Here is a 21,280-nt window from a genome sequence, read left to right on the forward strand (position 1 = left end):
GATGAAAAGCGTAAAGTTTTTTCTAATTTGCTGGCTATGCATACATGTGTGCTTGCTCTTCCCGCTGCAAAGTCAGGCGGAAGAGCAAAATGTGCCAGAACAAAATATAAATGAAGTGAATGTACAAGAAGAGAATAAGGAAGTTCAAGAACAGCCAGAACAAGTGGAAATAAAGCAAGATAAAGAGGAACAACAAGAAGTAAAGAATGAACAAGAAACCGAAAAAAAGATAGAGACGGATCAAGGGATTATTACAATAAATAAGCGAGAATTAAAGGTTGGCGAAGAAGTACGGATTATTGTAGAGCCAAAAGAGGCAAATATTCAAAGTATAAAAGGTATGTTGCGTTTGCCCAAAAACAGTAATCTGTATGAGCAAGAAAGAATGATACCTTTTGACTATGAAGAAGAGACGAAGCGATGGATTGCTAACTATAAGGTCGGGATTTTTGATTTGCAAGGTGATTGGAACCTTCAGCTTATTCAAAGTTTTAAAGAAAATGAGAAAGAAGAGCTTATAGAAAATGAAGTGAAAGTCCCACTTATTCGTATAAATAATGAAACGCCAACAATAGATAAAGAGATGCCGAAGTTGCATAAAGTCACTATTGACGAGGCGAAGGAGAATGTAATCGAACGAAAACGAGGCGATTCTATACGTGTAAGAGTGAAGGCGGCAGACGTGGAATCGGTTGTGAAAGAAGTTCGTGTTACATTAAAAGGAAAAGAAAATAAAGAGATTACATTTTTATTAGATTACAATAAGCGCGACATGGAATGGCAAAAAGTATTTGAAATAACGGATGCATTGCCAAATGGGACATACGAGCTACTTGTAGAGGTAGTAGATGCGGCTGGAAATAAACTCGTTGAAGAAAGTGAGTATGTCGTTTCTGTTTTGGAACAAAAAACAGAAGAGGATAAAAAGACAGAAGAACGAGAGAAAGAAGATAAATTAGAAAATAAACTAGAAGATAAGAAAGAAACTGAGAAGCAGGAAGACACGAAAGTAGAAATCCCGCTTCAGGAAGAAAAACAGCCAGTTGTTCAAATTCCGAAAAAAGAAGAGAAAGTAAACGACCTTATAAAAGAACCATTGAAAGAGAAAGAAAAAATCACTTATGTTATAAAAGAGCCTCTCACAGACAACAAGGAAGTAAATAATACGAAGGCTCAAAAAGATAAAGATAATAACAATCAAGTCATTTTGAAAAAGAAAGAAAAAAAAGAAGAGCCAGAAGATAAGAAAGAAACTAAAAGTGACCATGGAATACAAGCTTCTAATGTATTTGCTATTATGTCAGGTTTATTCGTACTATTTTTAGTTTTAAAGAGCAATAAAGAATGGGGCTAATTATTTCATCATAGTGGAGGCGCTTAAATGGAAATTAAACGTACGACAATTGAAAATAAGACGCTACAACCATTAAAACAGCCTGCAGCTATTTCAGAACATGAAATCCAGAAAGAACGAAAGCATAGCAATCTAGTGTTTACTGGACAGTCTAAAATTATTTCGAAAAATAACGAAATAGGGATTTTACTTGCGAGTTTAGGTGATGGAAAGGTTATGAAGGAAATGCTTTCTAAAGAGATGGATACAGTATTACAACTCTTTAAAAAGTTACATACATTATCTGGAGAAGGAAAGCAAACAGATAAAATATTTGAACAAGTAATGAGAAGCTTACAGGGGCTTGTGAAACAGGCGCATATAAAAGAACTGCCTTTATTAGATGGAACGTATGATTTCGCTGAAGTGCAACTATCATTTGGTAGAAAGGTACACATTCCGTTATTAGATGTAAGTGCACTCCTCTCTAGCGTGGAGAGTGACTCGTCAGAAGGAAATATAAATTTAATGGTAACGGTTATTACTGCGTATATCACGAAATTGTCTAACGAAACCATTTTAATTAGCGTTACAGATCGCACAGCTAAAGAGCGGGATGCAAGTGTATGGAGAGCACTTGCAGAAATGAATATGACACAATTATCACAGGCGTTGAAAAAAACGATGCAAGAACATAAATGGTCTATGACGTTTCTTTTTCTCTTTATATGGGTTGTTTGCATTATTTTAATTCGAGTTATATAAGAAATGAACGGAACCAAGCAATTCTTTGTTATGAATGTAGTAAATAAATAAAAAAAAAGCAGGGTGCATTCATCCTGCTTTTTTCTATATTTTTTCATAGAAGAATGTATCAAAGCGCTGAAGATTGAAGCGTTCAGGTGTTAAAATTTGCTCTGTGCTACCGACAAATAGCACACCGCCTTTTCGTAAAGAACGGCTAAACTTTTCATACAGCTTGACTCTTGCTTCTTCTGTGAAATAGATCATTACATTACGACAAACAATTAAATCGTAATTTGTATCGAACGATTGCATTAATAGGTCATGCTGTTTAAACGTGACGTGTTGCTTAATATTTTGATGTAATGAATATATATCATCTTCTTTTGTGAAATGACGTTCTTTCAAATCGCTAGGTAATTCTTTTAAAGAACGTTCCGTATATTGACCACGTTTTGCACTCTCTAAAATATGAAAATCAAGATCCGTTGCTAGTATTTCATAGCGAAATGGAGAGAGATGCTTCGATAAAATTAAAGAGAGTGTATATGGTTCTTCACCGGCAGCGCAAGCGGCACTCCATACTTTTAATTTTCCGTTATTTTGTTCGAGTAATTTTGGTAGTGCTTTCGTCTCTAACGTTTGCCAACGTTCTTTATTTCTAAAAAACTCTGAAACGTTAATTGTAATATAGTCAATAAAACTTAAAAATAACTTTTGATCGGTACGTAAATTGCTTAGAAAACTAGTGTAGTTCTCAAAGCCCTTTCTCGAAATAAAAGCATCGATTCTACGACGCATTCTATCTTGTTTATATGAAGCGATATCCATATTGAATTGTTGTTTAAAACTCGCGATAAAATGATCATAATCTTGTTCAATTATCATATTTATAATAGGCACAATAACGATATTGTGCCTCCCCCTTTACATCATACGAATTTTTTGTTCAAAGTTTTTTTTCATCTGTTTTTCATGTAAACCTGGTAAATCATAAATAACAGCATCAATTCCTGCTTCTTTTGCAACGTCAACGGGAATGACAGATGTATGCTTGTCCCCATTATAAAAACAGAGAACTAAATCGGTATCTTCGATTATTTGTTTTACAAAAAACATATAATCTGATCGGTAAATGGAGTCGGAAGGATGATCAAAAGCGACATACTCGGCTCCGTGTTTTTTTAAGTAATCAACGACCTCTTGAAATTCATCTGTTAATGCTTGTAACGGTTGTAGCGTGTAAAGGCATAAATTTTGAGCGAGTCTTTCGTTTTCAACGAAAAAACGAAGTACCTCATTTTCAATAGATTTATAACATAATATGTAAATTTTATGTTTGTGAGCATAGTCAGTTAAAAATTTTTTAATTTCTTCTTGATCTAATGCTGTTAATTGATTTGAACCACAAAGAAAAATATTCATAGAATTGTGCCACCTCATGCTAAATTGTAACATATCTTCTATAAAAAATAACTGCAAAATATTAGTGTTCAGAGTATAATTATAAATAACTAGATTTTACGATTAACTTTTGGAAGAAATAAAAAAATAAATAGGTGATATATATGCTGCGTTCAATCTCGCATAATCCAATCTTATCGCATATACCGCCTGCTACTCAAATGCCGAAAGAAGCAAATGTCAGGACTGGACTTGCATTTTCGGATAATTTGCATGCAGATCCGAAAAAAGATAAGTTGTTAGAACAAATGGAAGCGTTTGTTGATAATATTGGAGAAATTAAAGAAAAAATCGAAATGGAATTAACACTTGATAACGTAATGGAATACAAAAATACAGTAAAATCATTTTTGAATTTTTACGTTGATAATGTATTGCAATATAAAGATGTCATGTCTCGTCATCCGCGTTATGGCTATTCACAGAAAATGACGATTGTAAAGCAGGCGGAAATGGGATTGAATGAGTTAGAAGATGTTATGAACTTAATTAATACAAAAACGGGACATTTAGAAATGTTAAATCAAATTGGAGAAATCCACGGTTTAATTGTAAATTTAGTCTTGTAAAAGGGAAGGAAGCTATATGTATATACAATTATATGAAAAGCTCGTTATTATTCAAAAAGCATATGAAAACATTCAAACGCTTGGAGAACAAATATATGAGAATTTAAAAAATAAAAATGTAAATGCAGTTCAAAAGTTACAAGTAGAGCAATTGCAGTACATTGAAGGTTTAAAACAATTATCGAGATCATTTGAAGAAATGGTTGTTCAGTTTTGTAAAGAACAGGGAGTGGAATCATTTCGCGTAAGTGCGTTATTTTCGTATTTTTCTCAAGAAGAAATTGAGAAAATGGAAAAATTACAAAAAAACTTAATTGGATTAGAAGAAAATGTAAAAATGCTTCTTTTGAAAAATCAATATTACTTAAACGTACTATTAAAAACTACAGAAAGTATTGTGGATTCAGTTTCTGAATATAACTTAGAACGAAACAATAATTCGCAAATCTTTATGAATGAACTATTGTAAAGGGGAAGTGAAGCATTATGAGATTATCTGATTACAATACCCCGTTATCGGGTATGTTAGCGGCCCAAATGGGATTACAAACGACGAAACAAAACTTATCAAACATTCATACACCTGGCTATGTGCGCCAAATGGTGAATTACGGATCTGTTGGAGCGAGCAATGGTCATACACCAGAACAGAGAATTGGTTATGGTGTACAAACGTTAAGTGTTGATCGAATTACAGATGAAGTAAAGACGAAACAGTTTAACGACCAATTATCTCAGCTCTCTTACTATAATTATAAGAACTCGGTTTTATCACGAGTAGAGTCTATGGTAGGAACGACAGGCAAAAACTCACTATCTAGTTTAATGGATGGATTCTTTAATGCTTTTCGAGAAGTTGCAAAAAATCCAGATCAATCAAACTATTATGATACGCTAATTTCTGAAACTGGGAAGTTTACAAGTCAGGTAAATAAACTTGCGAAAAATTTAGATTCAGTAGAAGCGCAGACGACAGAAGATATTGAAGCGCATGTCAATGAATTTAATCGTCTTGCTGAAAGCTTAGCAGAAGCGAATAAAAAAATTGGGCAAGCTGGTACACAAGTGCCAAATCAACTTTTAGACGAACGTGACCGTATCGTTACAGAAATGTCTAAGTATGCCAATATAGAAGTATCTTATGAATCTATGAATCCTAATATCGCAAGTGTTAGAATGAATGGCGTTTTAACAGTGAATGGACAAGATACATATCCATTGCAATTAAATAAAACGAAAGAACCTATGTCTGTTGAAATTTACGGTTCAGAAATTCCTTTAACTAGTGGGGCAATAAAATCAGCGATTGATACGAAAGGGCAGATTGCTAGTTATAAGAAAAATCTTGAAGAGTTAATGAGTTCAGTGAAAAACCAAGTAAATACAGTGATGGGAAAAGACTTCTTCGTTGGAGATTATGCGAAAGAGTTGAAATTAAATCCAGAATTTGCGAATGATTTTTCAAAAATGAAAATATCTGCTGAAACTGCAAATAAATTGGCAGGAATTACAGATGAAGATTATAAAGATGGTCTTTCATATAAAAAAGCATTAGACCAATTCATAGTGAAGGTAGCATCTGATAAAAGTGAAGTGAACGGTTATCAAAAAATTCATGGAGACTTATTAGAAGGTATTCAGCAAGAAAAGATGAGTATCGAAGGCGTGAATATGGAAGAAGAAATGGTTAATTTAATGGCCTTCCAAAAATACTTCGTTGCGAATTCTAAAGCTATTACAACGATGAATGAAGTGTTTGATAGTCTGTTTTCAATCATTAGATAATGAGAGGTAAAAACAAAACCTTTTTCTTTTATGTTTGAAGAGAGGGCCAGCAAAGTGTAGAAGCGGTCAGTGCCTAATAGAGGACCTATCGGTGTGAGACCAGAGATATGGAGCGGGTGCCAGATAAAGTAGAAGAGGAAACAACCTTGATTTGAGAATGGATCGCTTTGTAGCACCTTTTGTATAGCGATGAATGAGAGGTAAAAACAAAACCTTTTTCTTTTATGTTTGAAGAGAGGGCCAGCGAAGTGTAGAAGCGGTCAGTGCCTAGTAGAGGACCTATCGGTGTGAGACCAGAGATACAGGGCGGTTGCCGGATAAGGAAGAATGGAGGAAAGCCGGAAATAGTTCCGGTTGCACCTTCCAATCAATTTTCAATAGATAAAGGAGGAGATAGAAATGAGAGTATCTACATTTCAAAATGCAAACTGGGCAAAGAATCAGTTAATGGATTTAAATGTGCAACAGCAATATCATCGAAATCAAGTAACTTCAGGGAAGAAAAATCTTCTTATGAGTGAAGATCCGCTTGCGGCAAGTAAATCATTTGCAATTCAACATTCATTGGCGAATATTGAACAAATGCAAAAAGATATAGCGGATTCTAAAAACGTGTTAAGTCAGACAGAAAATACATTGTCAGGCATTGTGAAATCTTTAACGAGAGCGGATCAATTAACAATACAAGCATTAAATGGACCAAATGGTGAAAAAGAATTAAAGGCAATCGGTGCCGAAATCGATCAAATTTTAAAACAAGTTGTATATTTAGCGAATACGAAAGAGCAAGGTCGTTATCTTTTTGGTGGAAATAGTGCAGAGAAACCTCCATTTGCGGATGATGGGACATACCAAGGTGGCGAAAAAGATGTAATGTGGAAGCTAAATGACGGTTATGAAATTAAAGCTTTTCGTAATGGCGAGAACTTACTAACCCCTGTTATTCAAACGTTAGTAAAGATGAAAGATGCGATGCAAAGTGGTGATCAAAAGGCGTTGCAACCGATTTTAACGGAAAATAAGAAAAACTTGGATGGTGTTATTAACCGTACAACAGAAGTGGGAGCAACGATGAACACTGTAGAGACGTTTAAGACAATTTTAAGCGAGCAAAATCTAGCACTTCAAGAAAATCGTAAAGAAATTGAAGATGTTGATTTAGCGGTAGCAATTTCTGACTTGGCGTATATTAACGCGACGTATGAAGCGACGCTTAAAGCGGTTAGCACGATGAGTAAAACGAGTATTTTAGACTACATGTAAAGAATAAGGAGTGAGAAATATGGCAGGAACGATAACAGGTATTGGCGGTAGACAACAGATTTGGAATCTCGGAAATAACATGATCGATACTTCTAACTTCGTTGAATTAGAAATGAATGCGTTAGATATGAGAAAAACACCGTATACAACTGAAAAGAATAGCCTTTCACAAGATAAACTTTTATATACAAGTTTAAAATCGGAATTCAGTTCTTTCACGCAAACATTTAAAAATTTAGCGGCTTTTAAAGGGAATGAGAAAAAGGTAACAACATCACAAGACGGTTATATTAATGTCAAAGCTGATGGTGGAGCTATTGCGGGAACTTTTAATATGAAGATTACACAGCTTGCGCAGCGCCATCAAATAGCTTCTGATGAAATTAAAGATATAGATGCAAAGCTTAATAGAGATGAAACATTAAAACTAGGTGATAAAGAACTAAAAATAACATCTGATATGACATATAAGGATTTAATTAATAAAATTAATGATGGAGATTATGGTGTATCAGCTTACACACTTGGAAATAAAATTTTTATGACCTCAAAAAAAGAAGGAAAAGATGGAGTAATTAATTTTGAGGGGAACACATCTAAATTTTTTCAAGATATAGGGTTAGCTAATGAGAAGGGTGCAGCGATCCATATAATCAATGAAGCGCAAAATGCTGAATATACGATTAATGGTATTACAGGCAGCAGCTCCACTAATACAGTTGAAGCCCTTCCAGGTGTGAAAATTGAATTATTAAAAATAACTGAGCAAAAAGTAGAGGAAAAGCCAGTAGAAAGTCCGGACGGAGAAAGTACAGAGGTTGATCCAAAGACAACAGAGGCGCAAGCAAAAGGGATAGAGCTGAAGTTTACAGTAAGTGACTCAAACGTAACAGACGCAGCAAATGTTATTAAAAAAATGGTTGCGGATTATAATAAAGCTGTTTCTACAGTAGATATCTTTGCTGGTAAAGGCGGGGCGTTCCAAGGTCAAGCTATTATGCAAAGTGTACGCCAAGCGATGAATAGCGTCGTAACATTCTCTCAAGATGGTAATTACTTATTCTCATTTGGTATTCAATTAAAGCAAGATGGAACGATGGAAGTTAATGATGAAGCATTAACGAAAGCGTTAAAAGAGAAGCCGGATGCAGCGAAGCAATTTTTCTTTAGTTCTAACGGATTAGGGAAAATGATGGAAGAACCACTTGAAAAATTATTTGGTGATAAAGGTGTAGTAGGAGAACGAGTAAAAAGTATTGATTCACGTGTAAGTGATTTAGATAAAAAGATTAAAGATATTGAAGCACAAAACTTGCAAAAACAAGATGAAATTGTGAAGAAGTATCAAAAGCTAGAAAGTACATTAGCGGCACTAGATAGCCAATTAAAAACAATTAAAGCAATGACAAAACAAAAAAGTGATGATTAATGAAAGTTGAGGAAGTGATCGTATGCAAGCATGGCAACGTTATATGCAAAATGATATTATGACGAGTAATCCGATTAAAAATACAATTTTTATTTATGAAAGATGCATTGTAGAGTTTCGTAATTTAGAAGAGCTTTTACATACTTTTAAACTACAAGAGGGAGATGCACTTCTTGAGAAGTTAGAACGTATTTTTGAAGAATTAAAGCTTCAATTAAACCCTGAGATTACGAAAGATTTATATGATAGCCTTTATGGTTTATATGATTGGATTAGTGTTCAAATTCAAACGATGAAAGTAACACGTGAAGCAAAAGACATTGATGCAATTGTGAAAGTGCTACAAGATTTAATAGACGGTTATCGCGGAGCGCTTGAAAATGAACAATGATATTTATCGAGCATTTGTCGGCTGTTTTAATGAAATCGGTGAATTGCAAGTGTCAGATGAAGAGTTTGCTGAGAAGAGTGCGATGTTAAATCGCTGGATGATGACATTGGATGAAGAAACGCGGGCACAAGTTGCGGCAGAAGTAAGTCCATTCATTATTAAGGCAGCACAGCATATTCGAGATAAGCAAAAGATTTTGGAAGAAATGATTATGACAAATGATGGGCGAATGAAAGCAAATTCATTTTACGGTAAATATTAACTATAAAGTGTGGAAACGGATCCCCCTTATAAAAAGGGGATCCATTCCTTCATGTAAATAAAGAATTCCGCTGATTGAGGTTTCATTTTATGACTGTAAAAAATAAAAGTAATCTAAATAATGTAAAAATAATCTGCGGCTAGTCGTAAATATGTTGAAATATTATATAGATTACTACGCGTATACAGTTTTTTTGTATTCTTTTTTATATTTTTGTATTTTTCTAAAGACAACAATGTAAAAATGGAATAAAATATGTAAGGGTACATAATAGTTAATATTTTAATAAATACATATAAGAAATTAAATAATGAAGTGAAACTTCCATCAGTGGATTATTATGTCAAAATGATAAGTTAAAAAGGAAGGGTGTGGAGTATGCCAGATTTAGTGACTGATGTAAGCCATTATATGAATTATTTAGTGACGAAACGAAATACTGTTTCTAGTAATATTGCAAATGCGAATACACCTGGCTATAAAGCACAAGACGTTACATTTGCTGAGCAAATGAATAAAAGTAGTGCATTATATAAGAGTAATACTGCGGATTTAAAAACTAATGCAGATTTATATCAAACGAATGAAATGCACTTACCGACGGTAAATACGAAAAACACATATGCAAAGATTCAAACGAAGTCAATGCAAACGAATAAAGATGGAAATAGTGTGGATGTAACGACAGAAATGCTAGATTTAATGAAAGCAAACCAATTGTATGGGATTTCAATTAACGCAATTAATACACAATATGCAATTAACCAAGCAGCTCGCGGACGTTAATAGTAGAAGGAGAGACAACGATGTTTCAGGCAATTAATGCAAGTGGATCAGGGCTAACAACAGCGAGAAAATGGATGGAAGTTACTTCAAATAATATTGTAAATGCCAATACAACGGCAGCTCCGGGGGCAAATTTGTATGAGCGCCGTAGTGTAGTGCTTGAATCAAATAATAGTTTTGCGAATATGTTAGACAGTGCGCCGACTAACGGGGTGAAAGTAAAAAGTATTGAGGCAGACAAAACTGAAAACTTAGTGTATGATCCGACACATCCGCATGCAAATGAAGAAGGATATGTGCGGTATCCGAATGTTGATGTGACTGCTGAAATGACGAATGTAATGGTTGCTCAAAAAATGTACGAAGCAAATACAAGTGTATTAAATGCGAATAAAAAAATGCTGGATAAAGATTTAGAAATCGGCCGAGGATAAAGGGGGAATATGGGAAGATGAAAATCCAACCAATGTTACATACACAGCCATTTGGCGCGATTCAGTCAATTGGTGCACCGAAAAATACACAAACATCTGTAGTCGAGGGGAAGAAGTTTATCGATTTATTGGAAGATATGAATCAAACACAAAACAATGCGCAAACAGCTGTATATGATTTATTAACAAAAGGAGTAGGAGAAACACATGACGTTTTAATTCAGCAAAAGAAGGCTGAGTCTCAAATGAAAACGGCTGCTCTTATACGTGATAATCTTATTGAAAATTATAAGTCACTAATTAATATGCAAATTTAGAAAAATGGACGGGTGTGTTTAAATGGAAAAGTTAAAAAATGTTTTCCAATCGTTAAAAACGTGGCATAAGTTAGTCATTGGTGCTGCGCTTTTAGCAATTGTAACAGGAGCACTTTTATACTTCACCTTGCCAGATAAATATGTTGTTGTATATCAAAATTTAAATGATGCAGATAAGCAAGAGATTACAGCAGAATTATCGAAGCTAGGTGTCGATTACCAATTAGCAGCCGATGGTTCGATTCGTGTGCAAAAGAATGATGCTCCATGGGTTCGAAAAGAAATGAATGGAATGGGCTTACCGTTTAACTCAAAAAGCGGTGAGGAAATTTTATTAGAAAGCTCGCTCGGTTCAAGTGAGCAAGATAAAAAAATGAAGCAAATTGTCGGTACGAAAAAGCAATTAGAGCAAGACATTGTAAGAAACTTTGCGACAGTTGAAACGGCAAATGTTCAAATTACATTACCTGAAAAAGAGACAATTTTTGATGAAGAAAAAGCAAAAGGAACAGCTGCAATTACGGTTGGTGTAAAGCGTGGTCAACTATTAACGGCTGATCAAGTTGCGGGTATACAGCAAATGATCAGTGCAGCAGTCCCTGGTGTAAAAGCAGAAGAAGTAAGTGTGATTGATAGTAAAAAAGGTGTTATCTCAAAAGGGGCAGATGAAGCACATGCTACTAGTTCCTCTTCTTATGAGAAAGAAGTAGAGATGCAGCACCAAATTGAAGGTAAATTAAAGCAAGATATCGATGCAACATTAATGACGATGTTTAAGCCGAATGAATATAAAGTGAATACGAAAGTATCTGTAAACTACGATGAAGTTACACGTCAGTCTGAAAAATATGGTGATAAAGGTGTACTTCGTAGTAAACAAGAGCAAGAGGAAAGCTCTACTGCGCAAGAAGGTGCAGATACGAAGCAAGGTGCTGGTATTACAGCGAACGGCGAAGTGCCGAACTACGGTACGAACAATAATCAAAATGGCAAAATCGTCTACGATAATAAAAACGGTAACAAAATCGAAAACTATGAAATAGATAAAACAGTTGAAACGATTAAGAAACACCCAGAGTTAACGAAAACAAATGTTGTTGTATGGGTAGATAATGATACGTTAGTAAAACGAAGAATTGATATGACAACTTTCAAAGAAGCGATCGGCACAGCTGCTGGGCTTCAAGCTGACCCGAATGGAAACTTTACAAATGGTCAAGTTAACGTTGTAACTGTTCAGTTTGATCAGCCGAAAGAAGAGAAGAAGAAAGAGCCAGAAGAAAGTGGTATAAACTGGTGGTTATTCGGTGGTATTACAGGTGGCTTATTAGCGCTCTTTGGTCTAATATGGTTCTTCTTAGCAAGACGTAAGAGAAAGAAAGAAGAAGAGGAATATGAAGAATACTTAGCAGAAGAGGAAGTTGCTGCAAGTAGTGAAAGTATTATGGAAATTCCGGAAGAGAAAATAGTACCAGAGCCAAAACCTGAGCCAGAAGAACCGAAAGAACCAACGTTAGATGAACAAGTGCAGGATGCTACGAAAGAACATGTAGAAGGTACTGCAAAAGTAATTAAAAAATGGTTAAACGGACAGTAAGGGAGGAACAACGATGTTAGATGAAATCTCCTCCAAAGAAAAAGCTGCCATCCTCATTCGTACATTAGATGAAGAGGTGGCAGCAAAAGTCATTGAATATATGACGGCTGAGGAAAAAGAAGTGTTGCTTCGTGAAATCGCGAAGTTTCGTGTATATAAACCAGAAACGTTAGAGAATGTACTAGGGGAGTTCTTATATGAACTAAATGTAAAAGAATTGAACTTAGTCACTCCAGATAAAGAGTACATTCGTCGCATATTTAAAAATATGCCAGAAGACGAGCTTGAAAAATTATTGGAAGACCTTTGGTACAACAAAGATAATCCATTTGAATTCTTAAATTCACTGACAGATTTAGAGCCACTTCTTACAGTGCTTAATGATGAATCACCACAAACAATTGCAATTATCGCTTCTTACATTAAACCGCAACTTGCTTCTCAATTAATTGAGAGATTGCCAGATCATAAGCGAGTAGAAACGGTAATGGGTATTGCGAAACTAGAACAAGTTGACGGTGAACTCATTAATCAAATTGGTGAGCTATTAAAAGCGAAATTAAATAATATGGCATTTAGTGCCATCAATAAAACAGACGGCTTAAAAACAATTGTGAACATTTTAAATAACGTTTCACGAGGCGTTGAAAAAACAGTCTTTCAAAAGCTGGATGAAGTTGATTATGAGTTATCTGAGAGAATTAAAGAAAATATGTTTGTCTTTGAAGACTTACTTGGTCTTGAAGATCTTGCGCTTCGCCGTGTGTTAGAGGAAATTACGGATAACGGTGTCATTGCAAAAGCGCTTAAAATTGCAAAAGAAGAAATTAAAGAGAAATTATTTACATGTATGTCTTCAAACCGTAAAGAGATGATTCTGGAAGAATTAGATGGCTTAGGGCCACTTAAGATGACAGATGCTGAGAAAGCGCAGCAAACGATTACAGGTACGGTGAAAAAGCTAGAGAAAGAAGGAAGAATTATCGTTCAAAGAGGTGAAGATGATGTCCTTATTTAAAAACAGAATTCCGAAGAATTCTGTTTCTTTTTCTGAAGAAACGTATGAATTACAATTTCCAAAACCAATACCAGTTCACGTAGAAGAAATACAAGTAGATCATGAAGAACTTCTTGCGCAACAACAATCGTTACATGTTGAACTAAATCAGCTAAGGCAAGAGCAGCAAATATTAGAACGAGAGCGTCAGCAGCTATTACATGATCAAGAACAATTTCAAATGCACGTTCAGCAGCAGATGAAAGAAATAGAATCGGCACGTCAGCAGTTTCAAAAAGAGCAACAAGAAACTGCATACGAATGGACAGAATTATTATGGGATCAATCTTTCCAACTAGCAGAAAAAATTGTGAATCAAGCAGTAGATACTAGATTGCTTGATGTGTTACCTATTTTAACTGGCATCGTGCAAACGTTACCTACTTCGTTTGAAAAACTAGTTATTACCGTACATCCAGAAACTTTTGAACGAATTCAAGAAGAGAAGGAAAATACGAAAGAATATTGGTTGCTACAATTAGTAGAATGGAAATATGATTTCTCCTTACAGTTCGGTGAATTTGTTCTAGAAGAGGAGAAAGAGTTCTTTGAATTTAAGTTTGCACCTATATTTGCGAAACTTCGCCAAAAATGGGAAGAAGAGAAGTTATTTGAGGAGCAAAATGTATGAATCGACTATTAATGAATGAAAACCAAAAATGGAATACATTTATTGAAACACCGTTTTATACGAAAGTCGGTAAAGTTCATAGTGTGCAAGAGCAGTTTTTCGTAGCGAAGGGACCGAAGGCGAAAATCGGTGATGTTTGTCTCGTTGGAGAACATAACGTCTTATGTGAAGTAATTGCAATTGAAAAAGAGAACAATATGTTACTCCCGTTTGAACAGACAGAAAAAGTATGTTACGGAGATTCCGTTACATTAATTGCAGAAGATGTTGTTATACCTCGTGGTAATCATTTGCTCGGAAAAGTGTTAAGTGCAAATGGTGAAGTGTTAAATGAGAACGCTGAAAACATTCCGCTGCAAAAAATAAAACTAGATGCTCCGCCTATTCATGCGTTTGAACGTGAAGAGATTACTGACGTATTTGAAACGGGAATTAAATCTATTGATTCCATGTTAACAATTGGTATCGGTCAAAAGATCGGTATTTTCGCTGGGTCTGGTGTTGGGAAATCTACTTTACTCGGCATGATTGCGAAAAATGCAAAAGCGGATATAAACGTTATTAGTTTAGTAGGAGAACGTGGCCGGGAAGTAAAAGATTTTATTCGAAAAGAATTAGGCGAGGAAGGTATGAGGAAAAGCGTCGTTGTCGTAGCGACGTCAGATGAAAGTCACCTTATGCAGCTTCGTGCAGCTAAGCTTGCAACATCTATTGCTGAATACTTCCGAGACGAAGGTAATAACGTACTACTTATGATGGACTCTGTTACTCGTTTTGCTGATGCGCGTAGAAGTGTTGATATTGCTGTTAAAGAGTTGCCGATTGGTGGTAAAACACTTTTAATGGAAAGTTATATGAAGAAGCTGTTAGAGCGATCTGGGAAAACACAAAAGGGGTCTATAACAGGTATTTACACTGTACTCGTTGATGGAGACGATTTAAACGGTCCGGTACCAGATTTAGCACGTGGTATTTTAGATGGACATATTGTATTAAAACGTGAACTTGCAACGCTCAGCCATTATCCTGCTATTTCCGTACTAGACTCAGTAAGTCGGATTATGGAAGAAATCGTATCACCAACTCATTGGCAACTGGCAAATGAAATGCGAAAAATTTTATCTATTTATAAAGAAAATGAATTGTATTTTAAATTAGGAACGATTCAAGAAAATGAAGAAAATGCTTATATTTTTGAATGTAAAAATAAAGTAGAAGGTATAAATACGTTTTTAAAACAAGGTCGATCTGATAGTTTCCAATTTACCGATATCGTTGAAGCAATGCACCATATAGTATAAGACCTTGCGCTTCGCAGGTCTTATTTTTTTGTTTTTTAATATTTCACAGATTTTTTTGGAAAAAAACTATATAATAGAAAAAGAGAACGTTATAATAGGAAGGGGCTATGAAAACAGGTGGATAAGCAGCAGTACGACACGATCAAATTGCAAATAAATCAAGAAAAAGAACAGATCTTGAAAGAAGTGTATGAATTAACAGCTGAAAAAAGAAAAATAGAACAAAAAAAAGAATATGATTTATATGTTGTAAAATCGCGTAGTAAAGTCGTACAAGCTGGGCAACGTATAATGGCTGGCATGCTTTCGTCACATACGTTTTCACCTGAAAGAATAGAAGAATGGAATCGGAAAATTAAAAAAACAGAAGATTTTATTCGAAAAAATGAAAGCCTTTTAGAACAAGTAAAAGAAAAAGAACGTGTCATTGATGAGATGTATCAAGAAGATTGTAGAAAGCTTGCGAAAATACGAGAAAAGCAGGAAGAAAAAATGCTTCTTGATTTGAAAATGTGTATGAATGGATGAGGTGAATGTAGTGATACAGTCTGTATTACCGGTGCAACAAAGTTTACCTCCGCAAAAAGAAAAAGGGCTAGAAGTACAATCTAAAAGTGAAGATTCTTCATTTGATCATGCGATGAGAATGGAAAATACAAAGCAGCCGAAAACGGAGAAAACAAAGCGAGAAGATGCACCAGAAGATAGAAAAGAAAACATTCTTTCTAAAAAACCGGAAACGAAAGAAGAGCCAAGTGTAAAGAAAGAAGAAAAAAAAGAGACAGAACAGTTATTGTTAGCTGTATCTGAGCAAATGGTTGCAATTGAGCAATTACGTGTGCAGCCAGAATTGTTATATCAATACATACAAAAAATACAAGAGCTATATAAAGAATATGGAAATATAAAACTTAACGAATTACCTGCAGGTGAATTACAACAATTACAAGAACTTCTTTCCAATATGAATATCAAAAATGCTATATGTTTAGAAGATACAATGCAAATGGTTTTAGACAAAGTGAAGATGCCAGAGCAAATGATGCAAGTATTGAAAGTAGTAGAAACAGAAACTTGTAATATTGCAAAAAAACAAGAAGAGCCTAAAGACTTAGATGGAGATCTTCCGAAAGCTGAAAGTGAAGATGTCAAGGTAGAGTTGCCAGAAGGTGATGTATTTAACGATTCGAATTCTGCTGGTGCGGAGTTATTAAATAAAGCGACGAGTACCGATCAAATAGGAAAATCCAATAGTAGGGCTGAGAAAGTTTCATTGCCTGACTTAGGAAAGAAAATGGAAGCACAAGTAGAAGCCTTGCAAAAGTTTGTAGTGAAACAAGAACGTGTGTTATTTCAGTTAAATCCAGAAAAACTTGGTACATTAACAGTGTTTATGAAAAAACATGGAGATCAAATTGATGTTCACGTAGAAATGGAAAAACACGATGCGAAAAAACGTGTGGAAATCATTTTTGATGAGTTGAGATTGAAGTTAAAAGAAAAAGAAATCAACATTCAAATTAGCTATGCAGATAAAGATGAAAATCGTAAAGAGCAGCGAGAACACGAACAAAGGCAAAAACAAAAATTAGCAAGTACGAAACATGAAAAACAAAAATCAAAAGAATTTGCGGGATTATTGGAGGAATAAAGCGTGCCAACAGTTGGATTAAATACAACGAGTACAAACCATATTCCATTACAAGCAGGAGCGCAGAATAGGAACGCATCTGTTAACGGTGCACAACCGGCAGTAGGGCAAATGAATGGAGTATCAGCAGGAGAACAAAAGACTCCTGGTGTAATGGGGAAAGATGATTTTCTAAAATTATTTTTAGCGAGCTTTCAACATCAAGATCCATTTAATGCGATGGATATGAATCAAATGATGAATCAGACAGCACAATTATCTCTTATGGAACAAGTACAGAATATGACGAAAGCGGTAGATAAACTGCAATCAACAATGTATTCAACAGCGCTTGATGGTGGAATGAAGTTTTTAGGGAAATACGTAAGAGGTGTTGACGGTGATGGTAAAAAAGTCACTGGTCAAGTAGAAACAGTTCGCCTCGCAGAAAATAATGAGGTACAGCTCGTTATTGATAATAAAGTTGTATCCCTTCGTTTCGTTGAGAGAGTGTCTGATAAACCAATTGGAGACACGAATCCAGAAGATGCGAAGAAAGACGATCAAAAAGTAACGGAAGAAGAAAAAACTACAAATTCATAAGGAGTGTCCATACGTTATGATTAAAGCGTTATATACAAGTATTACAGGAATGAATGCAACACAAAATGCATTAAGTGTAACTTCAAATAATATTGCCAATGCACAAACAGTAGGTTATAAAAAACAAAAAGCAATGTTCGATGATTTACTATATAATAACTCAATTGGTGCAAAAGGTGATGGTAATTACGCAGGAACGAATCCGAAAAGTATCGGTAACGGTGTGAAAATGAGCGGTACAGTTACAGATTATAGTGATGGTACCATTACGCTAACTGGTGGAAAAACACAAGCAGCAATGGAAGGGAATGGTTTCTTCGTAGTAGGTGATTCAAAAGGCGGTAATATGGAATTTACTCGAAAAGGTACATTCGGGATATCTTCAGATTACTATATTACGAATACAGAAGGACAATACGTATTTGCATACCCTGCAAATGAAGCAACTGGTGAAGTTGATTTATCTGGTATTCCAGGACCGTTACAAATTCCAATGGGAACTGCAATTGGTGGTATTCGAACATCAAAAGGAGTAGTTGGAGGGAATATTCCAGCTGATGCAAAAGCAATATCACAAGAGATACCTATATATGATAATGCTGGTAACACTTGGACGATGCGTGTGGAGTTTACACAAACGAGTGAACATAATTATTCATATAAAGTACAGATGCGCAATGATTCAAAAAAAGAAGAGTTTAAGGATGTTCAAGGTGCAGGCGGTAATATGACATTTGATGCTGTTGGAAATCCCAGTCCGAAAGAGCAAGCAGCTAATATTCCATTTAATGGCGGCAATATAAAACTAGACTTAAGTAATTTAACGAATCATCCGACAGATAAAACATTATCAGTAACAGGCGTAGATGGTAGAGCAGCGGCGACTGTTAAAGATTGCTTCATTGCTGATGGTGGATATGTGATGGTAAAATATTCTGATGGAAGTATGAAAGCTGCTGGTCAATTAGCTGTTGCGATGTTCCCGAACGAAGGCGGACTCATGAAAACAGGTAACGGTAACTATACAGCGACGAATACAACTGGTATTTTAGCACTTGGTGCATCTGGTCAAAACGGTGCAGGTAAAATACGTGGTGCTGCACAAGAAGGTGCAAACGTAGATTTATCTGTAGAATTCGTTGACTTAATGTTATACCAACGTGGATTCCAAGGAAATGCGAAAGTAATTAAAGTGTCAGATGAAGTATTAAATGAAGTTGTAAACTTAATTCGATAATATATAATAAAGAAAAATTGTAATGTAGTAGAAAGGGTTTTTCATTCGTATGACAAGACAAGAGCGAATTTTACAATTGCCTTTTTTCGAAAATAAACGTGACCTTGCTGAGCAAGTGTTAAAAATGGAACGAGAAGAGCATGTATATTTACCAGATCAATTTGAAATTAAGCAAGTGCCTCCCTATTCATTTGGTGAAAAACAAGCAATCATTGGCCGTATTCACGAATTTTATTTCGTAAGTGTTGGTAGTGAAGGTGAGTGGAAGTATCAACTGTTTAAAGATGAAATGAAGTGCCGTGAGTTTTTTGTTACGTTGCCGGATATTGCGGATCAGCAGATAGCGTTTTGGTTCAATAACATCGAGTTACTGAAAAGATCTTAAAAAGATCTTAAAAGCTCTTTTTTAGGTTTTGAGAGAGGACCTGGCGATGTGTGGTGGCGGTTAGTGCCTAATAGAGTCTCGACCGATGTTTTAAGACCAGAGATATGTAGAGTCGTTAGGTTAGTTGAAGAAGAGGTAAGTGTAGTTGGAAAAGCTCTTAAAATTTTTTTAGGTTTTGAGAGAGGGTCTGACGGTTGTAGGTAGCGGTCGGGGCTTATGTGGTGCTCGACCGTTGTTTAAGACCAGAGATATGTAGAGTTACTAGGGTAGTTTAAATAGATTTAAGCGAAGTGTAGTATGAATAATGCTTGTGGTCTTAACGTGTTTGGTAGATTAATAAGTTTATTTGTGGCGATAGATTTCTATAAAAGGAGAGGTGAGGAGGATGGCGCAGAATAAGTATCGCGTTACATTCATTTCGCCGAGTGAGGTTGAGCAGCGGACTGTCATGACGGCGAGTAGTTTGCCAGATTTAATTCGTAAAGTAGAGAGTATTATTGCTGATCCGAACGGTTATTTTGTAAATGATAAAAAAAATAATTGCTATTTTAAAGTGATGAAAGAAAATGTTACATTCATTCAATATGAGTTGCTATTTTCGGATAAAGAGATTCATATTGAAAAATTAAAACATATAGCACCGGCAGTATTAAAACGATTATTTGAAAAAATAAATGATCCGGAACTATATGCACTTGCGCTACTGGATGTTGATATAGCAACGAAAGAATATGTGCTAGAAGTAATGAATGCAGAGTTAAGAATAAGAGTAGAAACAGAGCTTTCGAAAAAATGGGAAGCGATGCCGACAGAAATTGTAGGAGCGCAAGAAGTGTTATTAGAAGCACTTGCTTCGTTTATACAAGAGTAATTGTCTTTTTAAATAAAGAAATGAATTGTTCGACTATCTATATTTTTTATATAGGTAGTTGACTTTTTCGTTTTAATAAAGCTTAATAATTAGATATACGGAAATAATGAAAGGGGAGCGACACCTTTATGTCACAAGCGCAAAGTATTTTATTAGAAAGCGGAACAAATGAATTAGAGATCGTTACATATACTGTTGGTGAAAACCTATTTAGTATTAACGTAATGAAAGTACGTGAAATCATTAATCCATTCCCTGTTACAACTGTGCCAGAATCTCATCATGCAGTTGAAGGTGTTGTTCAAGTACGTGGTGAAATTTTACCAGTTATTAACTTAGCGACAGCTCTTAATTTAAAATCGACAAAGCCACTTGATCAAACGAAATTTATCATTTCAGAATTAAACCAAATGAAAGTGATTTTCCGCGTTGATGAAGTGCATCGTATTCAACGTATTTCTTGGGAGCAAATTGATGAACCAGCTTCATTATCTATGGGACTGGAAGAAACGACATCTGGTATTGTAAAACTAGATGGAAAAATCATCTTACTATTAGATTACGAGAAAATTGTATGTGAAATTAGCGGTACTGGTTATGATAATAAATCACTTTCAAAATTAGAACAAAAAACAGATCGCGGTGAAAAAATTATTTATATTGCGGAAGATTCAGCAATGCTTCGTCAAATATTAGAAGAAACATTATCATCAGCTGGATATACGAAAATGAACTTCTTCAGTAATGGTGCAGAAGCGTTAGCGCAAATTGAAAAACTAGCGAAAGAGCAAGGAGAAAAAATGTTTGAACATATTCACCTGTTAATTACGGATATTGAAATGCCGAAAATGGATGGACACCATTTAACGAAAGTAATTAAAGATAGTGAAATTATGAATCGTTTACCAGTCGTTATTTTCTCTTCCTTAATTACAAATGAATTATTCCATAAAGGCGAAGCTGTCGGAGCAAATGCGCAAGTAAGTAAGCCAGATATTCAAGAGTTAATCGGCTTAGTAGATAAGTTAGTGCTTTAAAAGCTTTTTTAGCTGGAATAGAAGCTCTAGCCATATATGGTGGCGGTCAGTGCCTAATAGAGCCCCATGCGATGTGAGACCAGAGATATGTAGCTAGTTTTTTAGCTAAACGGAAGAAGTGGGACATCGAGAGTGGTAGTTGGTGTACAATTTT

At 35.2% G+C, this 21,280-nt stretch carries 25 protein-coding genes; 23 read left to right on the forward strand and 2 right to left on the reverse strand.

Going from position 1 to position 21,280, the window contains the following annotated elements:
* Position 1: 1 nt before the first annotated feature.
* Together ACTFSI_RS08465 and ACTFSI_RS08470 are read left to right on the forward strand one after the other, a co-directional pair.
* Positions 2-1,354 (forward strand): hypothetical protein, encoded by a 1,353-nt coding sequence (locus tag ACTFSI_RS08465; protein WP_041184096.1) that lies wholly within the window; start codon positions 2-4, stop codon positions 1,352-1,354.
* A gap of 27 nt (positions 1,355-1,381) precedes the next feature.
* A complete protein-coding gene (locus ACTFSI_RS08470) occupies positions 1,382-2,098 on the forward strand; it encodes a hypothetical protein (RefSeq protein ID WP_000403975.1) in 717 nt (238 codons plus the stop codon).
* A gap of 84 nt (positions 2,099-2,182) precedes the next feature.
* Here ACTFSI_RS08470 and cheR read toward each other — a convergent pair whose 3' ends face one another.
* Entirely contained in the window at positions 2,183-2,965 is a 783-nt protein-coding gene (gene cheR / locus ACTFSI_RS08475; protein ID WP_138322227.1) for a protein-glutamate O-methyltransferase CheR, read from the reverse strand.
* A 39-nt stretch (positions 2,966-3,004) separates the two neighbouring features.
* Complete coding sequence (locus ACTFSI_RS08480) at positions 3,005-3,502, reverse strand: hypothetical protein (protein ID WP_001020112.1); 498 nt, start codon at positions 3,500-3,502, stop codon at positions 3,005-3,007.
* A 143-nt stretch (positions 3,503-3,645) separates the two neighbouring features.
* Between ACTFSI_RS08480 and ACTFSI_RS08485 the strand changes: the two genes are divergently transcribed.
* From ACTFSI_RS08485 to ACTFSI_RS08585, 21 genes are all read left to right on the forward strand, one after another.
* Positions 3,646-4,110 carry a YaaR family protein gene (locus tag ACTFSI_RS08485; protein ID WP_000946323.1) on the forward strand — a complete coding sequence of 155 codons (465 nt, stop codon included), beginning with the start codon at positions 3,646-3,648 and terminating at the stop codon, positions 4,108-4,110.
* A 16-nt stretch (positions 4,111-4,126) separates the two neighbouring features.
* Complete coding sequence (locus ACTFSI_RS08490; RefSeq protein ID WP_000275907.1) at positions 4,127-4,579, forward strand: hypothetical protein; 453 nt, start codon at positions 4,127-4,129, stop codon at positions 4,577-4,579.
* Positions 4,580-4,596: 17 nt separating this feature from the next.
* Complete coding sequence (gene flgK, locus ACTFSI_RS08495; protein WP_001239723.1) at positions 4,597-5,895, forward strand: flagellar hook-associated protein FlgK; 1,299 nt, start codon at positions 4,597-4,599, stop codon at positions 5,893-5,895.
* Between the two features lie 399 nt (positions 5,896-6,294).
* Positions 6,295-7,158, forward strand: a complete 864-nt coding sequence (locus ACTFSI_RS08500; protein ID WP_001266396.1) for a flagellar hook-associated protein 3 — start codon at positions 6,295-6,297, stop codon at positions 7,156-7,158.
* Between the two features lie 19 nt (positions 7,159-7,177).
* The gene (locus ACTFSI_RS08505) at positions 7,178-8,587 is read left to right on the forward strand and encodes a flagellar hook-associated protein 2 (RefSeq protein ID WP_000929229.1); all 1,410 of its coding nucleotides are present in this window, start codon (positions 7,178-7,180) and stop codon (positions 8,585-8,587) included.
* Positions 8,588-8,609: 22 nt separating this feature from the next.
* Positions 8,610-8,978, forward strand: a complete 369-nt coding sequence (locus ACTFSI_RS08510; protein ID WP_001149522.1) for a flagellar export chaperone FliS — start codon at positions 8,610-8,612, stop codon at positions 8,976-8,978.
* Positions 8,968-9,240: a hypothetical protein gene (locus tag ACTFSI_RS08515; protein WP_001058066.1), complete on the forward strand. Its 273-nt coding sequence runs from the start codon at positions 8,968-8,970 to the stop codon at positions 9,238-9,240. Before ACTFSI_RS08510 ends, ACTFSI_RS08515 begins: the two co-directional genes overlap by 11 nt.
* Before the next feature lie 378 nt (positions 9,241-9,618).
* The gene (gene flgB, locus ACTFSI_RS08520; RefSeq protein WP_001113121.1) at positions 9,619-10,026 is read left to right on the forward strand and encodes a flagellar basal body rod protein FlgB; all 408 of its coding nucleotides are present in this window, start codon (positions 9,619-9,621) and stop codon (positions 10,024-10,026) included.
* Between the two features lie 20 nt (positions 10,027-10,046).
* A complete protein-coding gene (gene flgC / locus ACTFSI_RS08525) occupies positions 10,047-10,460 on the forward strand; it encodes a flagellar basal body rod protein FlgC (RefSeq protein ID WP_440045318.1) in 414 nt (137 codons plus the stop codon).
* 17 nt (positions 10,461-10,477) lie between these two features.
* Positions 10,478-10,777, forward strand: coding sequence for a flagellar hook-basal body complex protein FliE (gene fliE, locus ACTFSI_RS08530; protein WP_440045319.1), 300 nt, complete (start codon positions 10,478-10,480; stop codon positions 10,775-10,777).
* 22 nt (positions 10,778-10,799) lie between these two features.
* A complete protein-coding gene (gene fliF / locus ACTFSI_RS08535) occupies positions 10,800-12,374 on the forward strand; it encodes a flagellar basal-body MS-ring/collar protein FliF (RefSeq protein WP_061184043.1) in 1,575 nt (524 codons plus the stop codon).
* Between the two features lie 13 nt (positions 12,375-12,387).
* Positions 12,388-13,392: a flagellar motor switch protein FliG gene (gene fliG / locus ACTFSI_RS08540; protein WP_000883352.1), complete on the forward strand. Its 1,005-nt coding sequence runs from the start codon at positions 12,388-12,390 to the stop codon at positions 13,390-13,392.
* Positions 13,379-14,062, forward strand: coding sequence for a FliH/SctL family protein (locus ACTFSI_RS08545; protein WP_000051719.1), 684 nt, complete (start codon positions 13,379-13,381; stop codon positions 14,060-14,062). The genes fliG and ACTFSI_RS08545 overlap by 14 nt, the downstream gene beginning before the upstream one ends.
* Positions 14,059-15,363, forward strand: a complete 1,305-nt coding sequence (locus ACTFSI_RS08550; protein WP_044790345.1) for a flagellar protein export ATPase FliI — start codon at positions 14,059-14,061, stop codon at positions 15,361-15,363. Before ACTFSI_RS08545 ends, ACTFSI_RS08550 begins: the two co-directional genes overlap by 4 nt.
* Before the next feature lie 117 nt (positions 15,364-15,480).
* Entirely contained in the window at positions 15,481-15,891 is a 411-nt protein-coding gene (locus ACTFSI_RS08555; protein ID WP_000360867.1) for a hypothetical protein, read from the forward strand.
* A 10-nt stretch (positions 15,892-15,901) separates the two neighbouring features.
* Complete coding sequence (locus ACTFSI_RS08560) at positions 15,902-17,014, forward strand: flagellar hook-length control protein FliK (protein ID WP_440045320.1); 1,113 nt, start codon at positions 15,902-15,904, stop codon at positions 17,012-17,014.
* Positions 17,015-17,017: 3 nt separating this feature from the next.
* Positions 17,018-17,596 (forward strand): flagellar hook assembly protein FlgD, encoded by a 579-nt coding sequence (locus ACTFSI_RS08565; protein ID WP_001143468.1) that lies wholly within the window; start codon positions 17,018-17,020, stop codon positions 17,594-17,596.
* A 16-nt stretch (positions 17,597-17,612) separates the two neighbouring features.
* Entirely contained in the window at positions 17,613-18,833 is a 1,221-nt protein-coding gene (locus ACTFSI_RS08570; RefSeq protein ID WP_139895799.1) for a flagellar hook protein FlgE, read from the forward strand.
* A gap of 49 nt (positions 18,834-18,882) precedes the next feature.
* Positions 18,883-19,218, forward strand: coding sequence for a DUF3964 family protein (locus ACTFSI_RS08575; RefSeq protein ID WP_000198164.1), 336 nt, complete (start codon positions 18,883-18,885; stop codon positions 19,216-19,218).
* 385 nt (positions 19,219-19,603) lie between these two features.
* Positions 19,604-20,089 carry a hypothetical protein gene (locus ACTFSI_RS08580; RefSeq protein WP_000068333.1) on the forward strand — a complete coding sequence of 162 codons (486 nt, stop codon included), beginning with the start codon at positions 19,604-19,606 and terminating at the stop codon, positions 20,087-20,089.
* A 128-nt stretch (positions 20,090-20,217) separates the two neighbouring features.
* On the forward strand, positions 20,218-21,126 hold the full coding sequence (locus tag ACTFSI_RS08585; RefSeq protein WP_000075951.1) for a chemotaxis protein: 909 nt from the start codon (positions 20,218-20,220) through the stop codon (positions 21,124-21,126).
* Positions 21,127-21,280: the final 154 nt, after the last annotated feature.

Source organism: Bacillus cereus group sp. MYBK101-2, assembly GCF_051918845.1.
Classification (GTDB): domain Bacteria; phylum Bacillota; class Bacilli; order Bacillales; family Bacillaceae_G; genus Bacillus_A; species Bacillus_A paranthracis.